This window comes from Actinomadura sp. 1N219, from assembly GCF_044326405.1.
Lineage (GTDB): Bacteria > Actinomycetota > Actinomycetes > Streptosporangiales > Streptosporangiaceae > Spirillospora.
This window is the reverse complement of the sequence record NZ_JBIRAY010000006.1, coordinates 1-15,807: the sequence shown is the minus strand read 5'-3', so window position 1 is coordinate 15,807 and position 15,807 is coordinate 1. Positions and strand designations below refer to the sequence as shown.

The 15,807-nt window shown below is 76.4% G+C and carries 5 protein-coding genes; all 5 read left to right on the top strand.

What is annotated here, in order from left to right; all coding sequences use genetic code 11:
• The first annotated feature begins 2 nt into the window (after nucleotides 1-2).
• Nucleotides 3-3,200 (top strand): condensation domain-containing protein, encoded by a 3,198-nt coding sequence (locus tag ACH35V_RS19805; protein WP_395974176.1) that lies wholly within the window; start codon nucleotides 3-5, stop codon nucleotides 3,198-3,200.
• Nucleotides 3,197-9,025: an aminotransferase class III-fold pyridoxal phosphate-dependent enzyme gene (locus tag ACH35V_RS19800; RefSeq protein WP_395974174.1), complete on the top strand. Its 5,829-nt coding sequence runs from the start codon at nucleotides 3,197-3,199 to the stop codon at nucleotides 9,023-9,025. Before ACH35V_RS19805 ends, ACH35V_RS19800 begins: the two co-directional genes overlap by 4 nt.
• The gene (locus ACH35V_RS19795; RefSeq protein ID WP_395974172.1) at nucleotides 9,022-10,080 is read left to right on the top strand and encodes a TauD/TfdA family dioxygenase; all 1,059 of its coding nucleotides are present in this window, start codon (nucleotides 9,022-9,024) and stop codon (nucleotides 10,078-10,080) included. The genes ACH35V_RS19800 and ACH35V_RS19795 overlap by 4 nt, the downstream gene beginning before the upstream one ends.
• Nucleotides 10,077-13,226: an amino acid adenylation domain-containing protein gene (locus ACH35V_RS19790; RefSeq protein WP_395974170.1), complete on the top strand. Its 3,150-nt coding sequence runs from the start codon at nucleotides 10,077-10,079 to the stop codon at nucleotides 13,224-13,226. The genes ACH35V_RS19795 and ACH35V_RS19790 overlap by 4 nt, the downstream gene beginning before the upstream one ends.
• Nucleotides 13,227-13,244: 18 nt before the next feature.
• Nucleotides 13,245-15,807: condensation domain-containing protein (locus ACH35V_RS19785; RefSeq protein ID WP_395974169.1), on the top strand; the 2,563-nt coding region annotated here is incomplete at its 3' end.

The window sequence follows — 15,807 nt, the reverse complement described above, 5'->3', positions numbered from 1 at the left end:
GCATGGGAACCTGGGACGGTACCGGCGTGCGGGCCATCGAGCCTGTGGCGAGGGACGGGGATCTGCCCCCGTCCTACAGCCAGGAGCGCATGTGGTTCCTCGACCAGCTGCTGCCGGACTCCGGGATCTACAACACGCCGTACGCGTTCCGGGTGCACGGCCCGGTCGACGCGGACGCGCTCGGCTGGGCGCTCACCGAGATCGTCCGGCGGCACGAGATCCTCCGCACCACCTACCACGTGGCGGACGGGCGGCTCCGGCAGCGGGTGCGGCCGCCCGCGCCCGTCCCGCTCCGCCGGGTCGACCTCGCCGCCCGTCCCGCCGACCTGGACCGCCTGGTCGAGGACGAGGCGCGCCGTCCGTTCGACCTCGGCGCGGACCTGGCGCTGCGCGCGGCGCTGTTCGACCTCGGCGCGGACGGCGCGGCCGTGCTGCTCAACCAGCCGCACATCGCCTCGGACGGCTGGTCGCTCGGCCTGCTGACCGCCGAGCTGGACGAGCTGTACGCGGCGCGGCTGCGCGGCGAGCCGTCGCCGCTGCCGGAGCTGGCCGTCCAGTACGGCGACTACGCGGCCTGGCTGCGCCGCCGCGACACCGGGCACGACCTGGAGGCCCAGCTGGCGTACTGGCGGCGGCAGCTCGCCGACCTGCCGGACACCTGCATCCCCGCCGACCGGCCCCGCCCGCCGGTGCAGAGCTACCGCGGAGACCGGTACTTCGCGGCGGTGCCGCCGGAGGTGGCGGAGGCCGTCCGGCGGACGACCCGGCAGGCGGGCACCACCCCGTTCGTCACGCTGCTGACGGCGTTCGGCATGCTCGTCGCCAAGCTGGGCGGACGCACCGACGTCGTGCTCGGCACGCCGGTCGCGGGCCGCGGCATGCTCGACCTGGAGCCGATGCTCGGCTGCTTCCTGAACACGCTGGTGCTGCGGCTCGACCTCGCCGCCGACCCGTCCGTCCGGCGGGCGACGGCGCAGGTCCGCCGGACGGTGCTGGACGCGTTCGCCCACCAGGACGTGGTGTTCGAGAAGCTCGTCCAGGAGCTGCGGCCTGGCCGCGACCTCGCCCGGGCGCCGCTGTTCCAGGTGATGTTCATCCTGCAGAACGCGACCGCGCCGCAGTCGGGCTTCGCCGGGCTGCCGGTGACCCCGCTCGACATCCGCGGCGAGACCGCGAAGTGCGACCTGGTGTTCTCCGTGGAGGAGTCGGCGGAGGGGCTCGGCGTCACCGTCGAGTACGCCGTGGACCTCTTCGACCGTGAGACGGTCGCGCGCCTGTGCGACGGCTACGTCCTGCTGCTGGCCGCGATGACGGCCGACCCCGACGCGCGCATGTCGGAGCTGCCGGGGGCGCGGACGGCGGCGCCGCGACCGGACGAGCCGGGACTGCGGCGGACGGAGGCGGCCGGGCTGCTCGCGACCCTGCCCGGCGCGAAGGACGCCGCGGTCGACGCCCGGGGGCGCGCGTACATCGTCCCGGACGGCGCCGCCGGCGCGGCGACCGGGGCCGCGACCGCCGCCCACGGCGCCGACTGGCGCGTCCTGTTCGACGGCGCCTACGGGCAGTCGGCCGGCGGCCGGGACGCGGAGGCCGCCGGATGGGTCGACAGCTTCACCCGCAAGCCGTTCACCGAGCCGGAGATGGCGGAGTGGATCGACGGGACGCTGGCCTGGGTCCGGCGGTTCCGGCCGCGCCGGATCCTCGAACTGGGCTGCGGCTCCGGGCTCATCGGACGCCGCCTCGCCGCCGAGGCCGGCCGCTACGTCGGCACCGATTTCTCCGCGCCCGCGCTGCGCGAGTTCGCGTCCCGGCTGGCCGGCGCCGGGGTCCCGGACGACGCCGTCGAGCTGCGCTGCCAGGGCGCCGACGACCTGACCGGGGTGGAGGGCGACTTCGACGTCGTGCTCATCAACTCCGTGGCCCAGTACTTCCCCGGCCCCGAATACCTGACCGATGTGCTCGGCGGCGCCGTGGAGAAGCTGGCGGACGGGGGCGTCCTCCTGGTCGGCGACGTCCGCAACGGCGCGCTGGACGAGGCGTTCCACGCGGCCGTGGAGCTGCACCGGGCCGGCCCTGGCGTGTCGCGTGACGGGCCTGGCGTGTCGCGCGCCGGGCTCCGCGCGGCGGTCGCCGCGCGGCGGGAGGCCGAGCGCGAGCTGGTCGTCGCACCCGCGTACTTCCGCGAGTTCGCCGCCCGCCACGACCTCGTCACCGGGGTCGACATCGAGGTGCGGCGGGGAGTCCATCCCACGGAAATGAACCGTTATCGGTACAACGCTGCGCTCTGGGTCGGGGACGTCCCCGCCTGCGAGCCCGCGCGGGAGGTCGGCTGGGACGCCGTCGGCGACGTCGCCGGGCTCGCCCGCGTCCTCGGCGACGCGGACGTCCTGCACGTCGCGGGCGTGCCGAACCCGCGCGTCGCCGCCGACCTGCGCGGTCTCGAAGAGCACCCGTACCCGGACGGCCCCGACCCCGAGATCCTCCGCGAGACCGGGGCCCGGCACGGTTTCGAGGTCGTCGCCGGATGGCTCGCCGCCGACGGCGCCGACGGCACCTACGAGGCGCTGTTCCGGCGCGCCGGCGGCGGCCCGGCCGTCCGCACGGACGGGCCGCCGCCGCCGTCCGACCCGCGCTGGGCGGCCCGGCACACCAACGCGCCCGCCCGCGCACGGGCCCACCAGGACTTCGCCCGCCGCGCCTACCACGACCTGGAGCGGCTGCTCCCGGACGCCGAGCCGCCCGCGGAGATCCGGATCGTCCGGCGCCTTCCCGCCCGGGACGCCACCGACGACGCGATCGCGGCCGACACGCTCGCGTCCTACACGCCGCCCGCCCGGCACGCCGACGTCGCCGACCTGGACGCGCTCATCGCCGAACTGTGGCGACGGGTGCTCGGGCACGCCGACTTCGGCAGGGACGACAACTTCTTCGAGGTCGGCGGGCACTCCCTGCTGCTCGTCCAGCTGCGCGAACTGCTCGCCGACCAGGGCCGGGGGCGGCCGCCCAGCCTGATGGACCTGTTCCGTTATCCGACCGTCGCCGGGCTGGCGCGCTACCTGGCGGGCGCCGCCGGCCCGGCGGCGGACCCCGCGTCCGGTCCCGGCGCCGCCGACGCGATGGCACAGCGCCGCGCCGCGCGGGGCCGCCAGCGGACGCTCCGCGAGACCCGAGCCCGGCAGGCCCGAAGGGGGACGTCATGACCGATGCCGAGGAGTACCCCGCGTCCACGGACGCCGACGCCGACGAGTTCTCCGGCGCGATCGCGGTCGTCGGGATGGCCGCCCGCGTCCCCGGCGCACGCGACCTGGACGAGCTGTGGCGCAACCTGTCCGGAGGCGTGGAGTCGATCACCACGTTCTCCGCCGCCGAGCTGGCGGCCGCGGGCGTGCCGCGAGCCCTGCTCGACGACCCGTCCTATGTGCGGGCGCGCGGCGTGCTCGACGGGCATGACCTGTTCGACAGCGGCTTCTTCGGCATCCCGCCCCGCGAGGCCGACATCATGGATCCGCAGCACCGCATCCTGCTCGAGCTCTCGCACCACGCGCTTGAGGACGCCGGCCACGGGACGGGCACGGCCGGTTTCCGCACCGACGTCTACGCGGGTACGGGCTTCAACGGCTACTACGACGCGGTCGTTCGCGCCCACGACGGCGAGCTGGACGGCTACCAGGTCTCGCTCGGCAACGAGGCCAGCTACCTGAGCACCCGCGTCGCCTACCGGCTCGACCTGCGCGGCGCGGCCGTCAATGTCGACACCGCCTGCTCCACCGGCCTCGTCGCCGTCCATCTGGCGTGCCAGAGCCTGCTGACCGGGCAGTGCGACATGGCCGTCGCGGGCGCCGTGTCGGTGATCGTGCCGCACACGGCCGGGTACCTGCACCGGCCGGGCGGCATCCTGTCCGCGGACGGGCGCTGCCGCCCGTTCGACGCGGACGCGTCCGGGTTCGTCGAGGGCAGCGGCGGAGCCGTGGTGGTGCTGCGGCGGCTGCCCGACGCGCTGCGCGACCGGGACCGGATCCGCGCGGTGATCCGCGCGTCCGCGATCAACAACGACGGCGCCGCGAAGATCGGGTTCTCCGCGCCGAGCGTCGACGCGCAGGGCGACGTGGTCGGCGAGGCGATCGCGCTGGCCGGGGTGGACGTGAACGACGTCGACTACGTCGAGGCGCACGGGACCGGCACCGGGCTCGGCGACCCGATGGAGGTGGCCGCGCTGTCGCGCGCCTTCGCGGGCCGGGCGCCCGGCACGCCGCGCTGCCGGATCGGCTCGGTGAAGAGCAACATCGGGCACCTGGGCGCGTCCGCCGGCGTGGTCGGGCTGGTCAAGGTGATCCTGTCGCTGGAGCACGAGCTGATCCCGCCGAGCCTGCACTACCGCACCCCGAACCCCGAGATCGACTTCGCGACCGCGCCCTTCGAGATCGCCGACCGGCCGGTCGACTGGCCGCGCGGCGGGCGGCCGCGCCTCGCGGGCGTCACCTCGCTCGGCATGGGCGGGACGAACGTCCACGTCGTGGTCTCCGAGCCGGTGGCGCCCCCCGCCGCCGGCCCGCGGGCGGACGGCCCCGAGCTGCTGCTGGTGTCCGCGCACGACGACCGGGCGCTGGCGGAGTCCCGCGCCGCGGTCGCCGAACGGGTCGCGTCCGCCGACGCCGGCGAGCTGCCCGACATCGCCCACACACTCGCCGTCGGACGCAGGCAGCTGCGCGAGCGCGCGTTCCAGGTCGTCGAGCCCGGGCGGCACGACGAGCCCGCCGCGTTCGTCTCGGGCACGACGCCCGACCGGGCCCCGTCCGTCTGCTTCCTGTTCCCGGGCCAGGGCGCGCAGCGGCAGGCCATGGCGGCGGGCCTCTACCAGGCCCAGCCGTTGTTCCGCGCCCACGTCGACGAGTGCGCGCGGGGTCTCGCGGGCCCGCTCGGCACCGACATCCGGGAGCCGCTCCTCGGCGACGGCGCCGCCCTGGTGGACGAGACGTGGCTCGCCCAGCCCGCCCTGTTCACCGTCTCCTACGCGCTGGCGATGACGCTGCTCGACTGGGGCGTCGAGCCGGACGCGATGCTCGGCAACAGCATCGGCGAATACGTCGCCGCGACCGTGGCGGGCGTGTTCGACCTCGACGACGTCCTCGGGCTGGTGGCGCGGCGCGGGCGGCTCGTCCAGGACCTGCCGCGCGGCGCGATGCTGAGCGTCGACCTGCCGGAGGCCGAGGCCCTGGACGGCCTGCCCGCCGGGCTGGACGTCGCCGTCGCGTCCGCCCCCGGGCGCTGCGTCGTCAGCGGCCCGGCCGAGCTGGTCGGCGAGGCCGAGCGGTCGCTGCGAGCGGCTGGCGTGCGGACCCGGCGGCTGCCGACGTCCCACGCGTTCCACTCGGCGATGATGGAGCCCGCCGCGGACGCTCTGGCGCAGGCGGCGGCCGGAGTGGCGCGGCGCGCGCCGTCCCGCCGCTACGTGTCGAACGTGACCGGGACCTGGATCACCGGCGAGGAGGCCGTCGACCCCGGCTACTGGGCCCGCCACCTGCGCGGGACGGTGCGTCTCGGCGAGGGCGCCCGCGCGCTCGCCGACTCCGGCGGCACCGTGTTCGTCGAGGTCGGCCCGGGTCGGAGCATGGTCGGCGCGGTGGCCGCCGCCGGCGCCGCCGCGCCGGTGCTCGTGCCGCTGCTCCCGCTCGGCGACGGTGACGGCGACGGCGGCCCGGCCGGTCTCCTGCGCGGGCTCGGGCGGCTCTGGCTGTCCGGGGCGCCGCTCGACTGGCGCGCCTACTACGAGGACTCGGGACGCGGCCGCGCCGCGCTGCCGCTCTACCCGTTCCAGCGGCGGCGGCACTGGCTGTCCACGGCGGAGCCCGTCCCGCAGGAGGCCCCGAGCACGCCGGACGTCCCGCCCGTCACGGAGACGGAGACGGAGACGCCCGCCGGGACGGCGACGCCCGCCGGGACGGAAACGCCGGACGGTACGGCGGCGCGGGTGCGGGCCGTCCTCGCGGAGCTGTCCGGGCACGGGCCCGGCGAGATCGAGTGGGACAGGTCGCTGCTCGTCCAGGGGTTCGACTCGATCCTGCTGCTCAACCTCAGCCATGTCGTCAGCCGCGCCTTCGGCGTCCAGGTCGGGCTGGGCCAGCTCTTCGAGGAGCTGAGCACCCCCGCGGACCTCTGCCGGCATCTCGCCGAGCATGGCGGCGGCGCGGCGGCCCCCGCCCCGCAACCGGTTCCGGAACCCGTGCGGACGCCGGAGCCGGTCGGGGAGCGCTACACCGGGCGTCCGTTCGGCGGCGGCGCGGCGGCGGCCGACCTGTCCCGGCGGCAGCGCGAGCGGCTCGACGACTTCGTCGCCCGCTACACCGCGCGCACGGCGGGCTCGCGCGACCACATCGCCGCGCACCGCCGCCGGCACGCCGACTCCCGCGACTCGGCCGGGTTCACCGCGGCGTGGAAGCGGCTCGCCTACCCGATCGTCGCCGCCGAGTCGGCGGGCGCGCGCTTCCGCGACGTCGACGGCAACGACTACGTCGACCTGGCGATGGGGTTCGGCGTCCACCTGTTCGGGCACCGGCCGCCCTTCATCGAGGACGCCCTGCGCGAGCAGCTGGCGCGCGGACTCCACCTCGGCCCGCAGTCGGACCTCGCGGGCGAGGCCGCCCGGCTGGTCTGCGAGCTGACCGGCGCCGAGCGCGCCGCCTTCTGCAACTCCGGCACCGAGGCCGTGATGACGGCGCTCCGGCTGGCGCGGGCGGTGACGGGGCGCGACCTGGTCGTCCTGTTCGCGGGCTCGTTCCACGGCACGTTCGACGGGACGCTCGCGCAGGCGGTCCGGGGGAGCGGCGGCGAGCGCGTGATCGGCCCGCCGGGCACCCCGGCCGGGATGATCGGGAACCTGATCGTGCTGGAGCACGGCTCGCCGGACGCCCTGGACGTGATCCGCCGCCGCGCGCCGGAGATCGCGGCCGTCCTGGTCGAGCCGGTGCAGAGCCGCCATCCCGACCGGCAGGCCCCGGAGTTCCTGCGGGCGCTGCGCGAGGCCACCGAGGCGGGCGGCACGGCGCTGATCTTCGACGAGATCATCACCGGGTTCCGGACGGCGCAGGGCGGGGCGCAGGAGTGCTTCGGCGTCCGCGCCGACCTCGTCACCTACGGCAAGGCGCTCGGCGGCGGGCTGCCCATCGGCGTCGTCGCGGGCCGGGCCGAGTACCTGGACGCCGTGGACGGCGGCCAGTGGTCGTTCGACGACGACTCCTCGCCGCACGTGCCGCAGACCATGTTCGCCGGGACGTTCTCCAAGAACCCGCTGGCCATGACGGCGACCCTGGCCGTGCTCAGGCACCTGCGGGACGCGGGCGGCGCCGTCCAGAAGGACCTCAACGAGCGGACGGCCGCGCTCGCCGCCCGCCTCAACGGCTTCTTCGCGAGCGAGCGGCTGCCGGTCGCGGTCGTCTCGTTCGGCTCGCTGTTCTCCTTCAGGTTCGAGGACGGGGGCGGCACCGACGACCTGTTCTTCTACCGGCTGATCCACAAGGGCGTCTACGTCTGGGAGGGACGCACCTGCTTCCTCAGCACGCAGCACACGGACGAGGACGTCGCCGCCGTCGTGTCCGCCGTCGAGGACGCGGCGTCCGAGCTGGTCGCGGAGGGTTTCCTCGCGCGCCGTCCGGCCGGGCTGCCGCTCACCGCCGGGCAGCGCGCGCTGTGGATCGCGGACGAGACGGCGCCCGAACCGGGCACATACAACGAGGTCCTGCTCGTCGGGCTGTCGGGCGAGGTCGACGCCGGACGGCTCGGCGCCGCGCTGGACGGGCTGCTCGACCGGCATGCCGCGCTCCGCGCCACGTTCGACCGGCTCGGCGAGCGGCAGACCGTGCGGCCCGCCGCCGGTCGCGGCGCCGTCCTGGAGGTCGGCCGGGCGGGCTCGGCCGAGGACGCCGCCGCCGACGTGGAGCAATTCTGCCTGCGGCCCTTCGACCTGACCCGCGGGCCGCTGCTGCGGGCGCGGCTGGTGTCGGTGACCGGCGCCGAGCACGTCCTCGGCATCGCGGCGCACCATCTCGTCACGGACGCGTGGTCGTTCGGCGTCCTGCTCTCGGAGCTGGCGCGGCTGTACGCGTCGCCCGCCGCGTCCCTGCCCCCGGCCGCGTCGTACGGCGCGCATGTGGAGCTGATGCGGTCGCCGGCACCGCTCGCGGCGGACGAGGAGTACTGGCGCCGCCACCTGCCCGCCGAGGTCAGTCCGCCGTCGCTGCCGCGGACCGTCGAAGGGGGCGCGCGCGGCGTCGCCGGACGCGAGCTGACGGCGGAGCTGCCGGCAGCCGAGTGGGAACGGGTCCGTGCCGCGGCGGCGCGCCACGGGTGCACGCCGTTCGTGGTCGCGCTGGCCGCGTTCCACGTCCTGCTGGCCGGCGCGAGCGGGCGGGACGAGTTCGCCGTCGCCGTCCACGCGGCGGGCCAGTCGATCGCCGGGGCGCAGGACGCGCCGCTCGTCGGGTACTTCGTCAACGTCCTGCCGGCGCTGTGCCGGCTCGACCGGGACGAGCCCGTCGCCGGCCTCCTGCGCCGGGTGCGCGCGGACGTCTCCGGCGCCGTCGACCACCAGCGCGCCGCGTTCGGCGGCCTGGACGCGCGCGGCCGCCCGCTGACCGTCGCGTTCAACGTCGAGCGCGCCGCCGCGTTGAGCCTGGACGGGCTGACGGTGACGCCGCTCCCGCGCCGGACGGTGCGACCGCACTGGGAGCTGAGCGTGAACTGCGTCCAGCACGACGACGGCTGTGCCGTCCAGTTCACCTACGACGCGGGCCTCTTCGACGCGCCGACGGTCGAGGCGTGGGCCGACACGTACGCGTGGATCCTCACCCGGGTGGCCGAGGCCCCCGCCGAACGGGTCGGCGACCTGCTGGACGGATCGGCGCGGCGCGACCGGCTCCGCCGCGCCGACGGGCTGCGCCGCGGCGAGGAGACCGCCCGGCGCCGGCTCGCCGCCCGGATCGCCCGCGCCCCTGACCAGTCCGCGCACGTCCCGGAAGGAAATCGATCATGAACGCCGACCGACCCGTGCCGGGGGGCGCCCGTCCCCCCACCGGCGTGCCGCGGCGCAGGGCACTGCCCGGCCTGGAGGCGGCCGTCGCCGAGCGGCCCGCGCTCCCCGGGCGGACGCTCCCGCTGCTGTTCACTCCCGCCGACCCGGCGGTGGACCTCGTCACCTGGGCCGCCGCCAGGCGGGACGCGATCGGGGCCCGGCTGCACGAGCACGGCGCGCTGCTGTTCCGCGGGTTCGGCGGGATGTCCCAGGACGTGTTCGAGGCGTTCGTGCGGGCGGTCTCCGGCGACCCGCTGGAGTACACGCAGCGGTCGTCCCCGCGCAGCGCGGTCGGCGGCAACATCTACACCTCGACCGAGCAGCCCGCCGACCAGACGATCTTCCTGCACAACGAGCACTCCTACACGCTCAACTGGCCGATGCGGCTGTTCTTCTACTGCGCGACGGAGCCGGGCGGGGGCGGCGCGACCCCGTTGGCCGACGTCCGCCGCGTCCTCGGCCGCATCCCCGCCGAAGTCCGGGACCGGTTCACCGAACGGGACTACGCCTACGTCCGGCACTACCGGCGCGGCCTCGGCGTGGAGTGGACCGAGGCGTTCCAGACCACCGACCCCGCCGACGTCGAGCGGGAGTGCGCGGCCGACGACATCGGCCTGCGCTGGCTGCCGGACGGCGGGCTCACCACGACGCAGGTCCGCCCGCTGGTCCGCACGCACCCGGTCACCGGAGAGGGCGTGTGGTTCAACCACATGGCGTTCTTCCACGACTCGACGCTGCGCGCCGACATCCGGGCGTCGCTGCTGGCCGGGATGGACGCCGCCGAGCTGCCCCACAACACCTACTACGGCGACGGCGAGCCGATCGAGCCGGAGGTCGTCGCCGCGATCCGGGACGCCTACGAGGCCGAGTCCGTCGCCGTCCCCTGGCGGCGGGGCGACATCCTGATGATCGACAACATGCTGGCCGCGCACGGCCGGGAGACCTTCACCCCGCCGCGCCGGATCCTCCTCGCGATCACCGAGCCGTACGCGGGGTTCGCGGGGGCCGGGCGATGAGCGGCGGCGAGGTGTTCGCGCTCGCGCCGCAGCAGCGGCGCGCCCTGCGGCTGCTCGCGGACGGCGCCGGGCTCGGCCTCACCGTCCGGATCGGGACGGGCGGGTCCGCGGACGCCGACCGGCTCGCGGCGGCGGTGCGCGACGTGGTCGCCCGGCACGAGATCCTGCGGACGCGGCTCGTCGACCGTCCCGGATTCGGCGCGCCGGGGCAGCTGATCGAGCCGCCCGGCTCGGGCTTCCCGCCCGTGAACGGGGAGCACGACCCGGCCGCCGTCCACGTCCGGGTCGACGACGGCGTCGTCGCCGTCCGGCTCCCGGCGACGCACGGCGACCGGGCGACGGCCGCGCTGCTCCCGCGCGAGATCGCCGCCGCCTACGCGGCCCGCGCGGGCGACGCGCCGCCTCCCGAGCAGGAGCTTCAGTACGCCGACGTCGCGGCCTGGCTGGAGGAGCTCGCGGACGCGCCGGACGGCGAGGCCGCCCGGCGGGCGTGGCGGGCGGCGGCCACCGGCTCCGCGCCGCGCCTGCCGTTCGGCGCGCCGCCGGCGGCGGGGGCCCCGGCCGGGTTCGAGGTCGTGCGGACGGCCCTGCCGCAGCCGCCGGACGCGGCGCCCGAGGCGGCGCTCCTGCTCGCCTGCTGGCGGCTCCTCCTGCACCGGCTGACCGGCGAGGACGTCACGGTCGCCGCGCATTCCAGCGGACGCGGCCTCCCCGAGCTGGCCGGCGTGCTCGGCCCGCTCTCGTGTTCCGTCCCGGTCGGCGGGCCGCTGGACGGCGGCGCGGCGAGCATCGCCGATCTCGCCGCCGAGCACGCGCGGCTGCTGGGAGAGGCGCGGCTCGGCGAGCCGTACGCCGCCTCGGCCGCCGCCGAGCCCGGCGCGTCCGGGGGAGTCGCCTGGCTGCCGTACGGGTTCGAGTACTTCGCCCCGCCGGAGCCGGTCGACGCCGCGGGGGTCCGCTTCGAGCTGCTGTCGTGCTCCGGCGTCACCGACCGGTTCGCGGTGGGCCTGCGCTGCGAGCGGCGGGGCGGGCGGTTGGAGGCGGAGCTGTGGTACGACGCCGAGGCCCTGCCCGGCGAGTACGCGCCGCACCTGCTCGCCCAGTTCAGGACGCTCCTCGCCGACGCGGCGAAGGACGCCGCCCGGCCCGCGCTCGCCCTGAGCCTGAGCACGGCGGGCGACCGCGCGGCCGCCGTCGCCGCCGGGACCGGGCCCGTCCACGAGGACGACGCCCGGCACCCGTACGAACGCGTGTTCCAGCAGGTCGAGGCGCATCCGGAGCGCGTCGCCGTGATCACCGGCACGTCGACGCTCGACTACCGCGAGCTCGGCGCCCGCGCGGGCGGGCTGGCCGCCGCGCTCCGCGCGGCGGGGGCGGGCCCGGAGCGGGCGGTCGCGTGCGTTCTCGACCGCGGCGCGGACGCCGTCGTGGCCGCGCTCGCCACCGCCGCCGCCGGAGCCTGCTACGCGCCGATCGACCCGTCCGGGCCGCCGGCGCGGACGGTGGAGATGCTGCGGCGGATCCGTCCCGCCGTGATCGTCGCACCGGCCGGACGCCACCCCGGCCTGGCCGGTGTCGGCGTGCCCTGCGTCGACCCGGCGTCGGCCGCCCCCGGCACCGCCCCCGGCACCGCCCCCGGCACCGCCTCCGACACCGCGCCCGCGGACGTGCCGCACGCGCCGCCGCAGTCGGCGGCCTGCGTCATCCACACCTCGGGCTCGACCGGGACGCCGAAGGCGGTCGTCCTCACCCACGCGGGCCTGGGCAACAGGATCGGCTGGGGCCTGCGCCGGTTCCCGCTGACCGCCGCCGACCGGGTCCTCTGGTCGGCCGGTCCGGGCTTCGACTTCACGCTGTTCGAGATCTTCGCGCCGCTCGCCGCCGGGGCCGCCGTGGTCGTCCCCGACCCGGCCCGGGACGCCGAACCCGCTCACCTGGTGGAACGGATCCGCGCGCACGGCGTCAGCGTCGCGCATTTCACCCCGTCCATGGTGAACGCGGTCATGGCGGACGACGGCTTCGCCGGCTGCGGCTCGCTCCGGCTGATCTATCTGGGCGCCGAGCCGGTCCCGGCGGACGTCCTGGCGCGCCTCCACGGCACGACGAGGGCGCTGGTCGTCAACCAGTACGGACCCACCGAGGCGGCGGTCGACGTGACCGCCTGGCCCACGACCCCGGGCGAGGATCGGGCGGCGGTGCCGATCGGCAGGCCGATCGACAACGTGTCCGTGCACGTGCTGGACGAGCGGCTCGAACCGGTGCCGGTCGGCGTGCGCGGCGAGCTGTGGATCGGCGGGGTGGCGCTCGCCCGCGGCTACGCGGGGATGCCCGCGCAGACCGCGCGGTCCTTCGTCCCCGACCCGTTCGGCGTGCCGGGCGGCCGCCTCTACCGCACCGGTGACCTGGGACGCCGCCGCTGGGACGGGGCCATCGAGTTCCTCGGCCGGGCCGACGACCAGATCGCCGTCCGCGGGTACCGGATCGAGCCCGGCGAGGTCGAGTCGGCGCTGCGCCGGTGCGGCGGGGTGCGGGACGCGGCGGTCGTCGCCGTGCCCGCGGGCTCCCCGGACGCCGTCCTCGTCGCGTTCGTCGTCCCGGACTGCGGCGACCTCGACGCGGACGCCGTCGCCGCCGACGCGGCCCGGCTGCTGCCCGGCTACATGACGCCGAGCCGGATCGTGAGCCTGGACGCGCTGCCGTCCACCCCGTCCGGGAAGGTCGACCGGGCGGCGCTCGCCGCGTCCGGCGTCCCGGCGAGCCGCACCCCGTACGCGCCGCCCGAGGACGACCTGGAGCGGGCCCTCGCCGTCCTGTGGCGCGACCTGCTCCGCACCGAGGGCCGGGAGACCGGGCCGGTCGGCCGCGACGACGACTTCTACCGCCTCGGCGGCCATTCGCTCATCAGCCTGCGCGTGCTCGCCTTCGTCCACCGGGTGCTCGGCGTGGACCTCGGGCTGAAGGACCTGCTCGTCGCCGCGACCGTGCGCGACCTCGCCGCGGTGCTCGCGGCGGCCGAGCCCGCGCCCGGCCAGGCCCGGCGGGCGGCGGGCATCTGGCTGACCGCCATGCACGGCCCGGACGGCGACGACGGCGGCGACGACGACAGCTACAGCGACGGTGCCGCCCGCACCGCGAGCTCGATCTAGCAGATCTGGGAGAGGGAAATGCCGGGGATCGACAGGGAGACGCGCCTCGCCGAGATGCTCCGCGAGGCCGGGATCGGGGCCGTCGGCGGACGGGTGACGCCCCGTCCGCCCACGCAGCGCCCCCCGCTGTCGGCCGTCCAGGAGCAGCTGTGGTTCCTCGAACAGCTCTCCGCGGGCAACTCGTTCTACAACCTCGGCCCGGCCGTCCGGCTGACCGGCCCGCTGGACGTCCCGCTGCTGGCACGCGCGCTGACGGAGGTCGAGCGCCGGCACGACGTGCTGCGCGGCAACTACGTCGAGGTCGACGGGCTGCCCGAGCAGCGGATCAGGCCGCCGGAGCCCGTCCGGCTGGACGTGCTCGACGTGCGCGGCCACGACGACCCGGAGGCGGCGGCGCGCAAGCTGGCGCGCGAGGCGATGAACGCGCCGTTCTCCCTCGCCGCCGACCGGTTGCTCCGGGTCACCCTGATCAGGCCGTCCGACGACGCGCACGTCGCGGTGCTCTGCTTCCACCATCTGATCGCCGACGGGCAGTCGGTCCGCACCGTGCTGCACGAGATCGACGTCCTGTACCGGGCGTTCGGGGCGGGCGAGGAGTCGCCGCTGCCCGAGCCGGGCCTGCGGTACGGCGACTTCGCGGCCTGGCAGCGCGACTGGCTCGGGTCCGCCGACCACCGGGCGAAGCTCGGGTACTGGCGGGAGCGCCTCGCGGACGCGCCGCCGATGATCGACCTGCCCGCCGACCACCGCCGTCCGGCCACGCAGAGCTTCGCGGGCAGGCGGCTCCGGTACGTGGCGGAGGGCGACCTTCCGGCGCGGCTGGAGCGCAGGTGCCGGGACGAGGGCGTCACGGTCTTCATGGCGCTGCTCGCCGGGCTCCAGGCGTGCCTCGCCCGGCTGTCCGGCCAGGACGACGTCGTGGTCAGCACCCCCACCGCCGGACGGTCCCTGCCGGAGGTCGCCGACGTCGTCGGCTGCTTCTTCAACACGGTCGCGCTGCGCACCGACCTGTCCGGCGACCCGACGCTGGGTGAGCTGCTGGCGCGCGTGCGCGCGACGACGCTGGACGCGTGGGCGCACCAGGACGTCCCGTTCGACCGGGTCGTCGGGGCGCTCGGGCTGGACCGCGACCTCAGCTACAACCAGCTCACCCAGGTGCTGCTGGCCGTGCCGTGGCAGGCGGCGCCGGAGACCGGCACGCTGTGCGGGCTCCCGGCCGAGCCGGTCGAGGTGCCGGTCGAGGCGACCGTGTCCGACCTCATGGTCTACGCGTACGCCGCGGAGGAGGGGCTCGTCCTCGACCTCATATACGCGTCCGACCTGTTCTCCGAGGAGACGGCGACGCGGCTGGGCGCGTGTCTGGAGTCCGTCCTGGAGGCGCTCGCCGGCGGGACGGACGCGCGGCTGTCGGAGCTGCCGCTGCTCGGACGGCACGGGTCGCGGCCGCTGCTGGAGTTCGGCGACGGCGGCGAACCCGCCGCCGGCGTCGTGCCCGACCTGGTCGAGGGCTGGGCGCGCACCGACCCGGACCTGCCCGCCGTGGTGCGCGGCGGCGCGGCGGTGTCGTTCGGCGAGCTGGGGGAGCGGGTGTCCCGCGCGGCGCGGGTGCTGCGGGCGCGCGGCGTCGGCCCCGAGACGGTCGTCGGGGTGTGCGCGTCCCGGTCGGCGGACCTGGTGGTGGCGCTGCTCGGGGTGCTGGCGGCGGGCGGCGCGTTCGTCCCGCTGGACGCCGCGTACCCGGCGGAGCGGCTCCGGCTGATGGTGCGGGACGCCGGCGCCGCGCTGGTGCTGGGCGAGCGCGGCGTCTGGGACGAGTCGTGGGCGCCCGGCGGCGACGTGCTGTGGCTGGACGAACTGTCCGCCGCGGGCGGGCGCGCCGGCGGGGCGCGGGTCGACCCCGACTCCCTCGCCTACGTGATCTTCACCTCGGGGTCGACGGGACGACCGAAGGGCGTCGCCGTCCGGCACGCGGGGATCGCCAACAACGTCCTCGACCTGAACCGGCGGTTCGGGGTCGGGCCGGGGGACCGCATCGCCGGGCTGTCCGCGCTCGCCTTCGACATGTCCGTCTACGAGCTGGTCGGCGTGCTGGGCGCGGGCGCCGGGGTCGTCCTCCCCGATCCGGGGCGCGAGACCGACCCGGAGCACTGGCGCGACCTCGTCGCCGACCGCGGCGTGACGATCTGGCACTCCGTCCCGGCCAGGCTGGAGATGCTGCTCGACGCCTGCGAGGCCGCGCCGGGCGCCGACTGTTCCGGGCTGCGCCTGATCATCAGCGGCGGCGACCGGCTGCGCCCGGAGCTGGTGGAGCGCGCCTGGCGCGTCTTCGGCCCGGACACCGTGATCGCCAATCTCGGCGGCGCGACGGAACTGTCCGTCCATTCCACGCTCGTCGAATTGGAACCGTCGCACCTGGACGGGACGAGCCTGCCCTACGGGCGTCCGATGAATGGTCAGTCGGCGTTTGTGGTGGATGGTTTCGGTGGGTTGGTTCCGGTGGGTGTGGTGGGGGAGTTGTTGTTGGGTGGTGTGGGTTTGGCGCGGGGTTATGTGGGGCGTGGGGGTTTGACGGCGGAGCGTT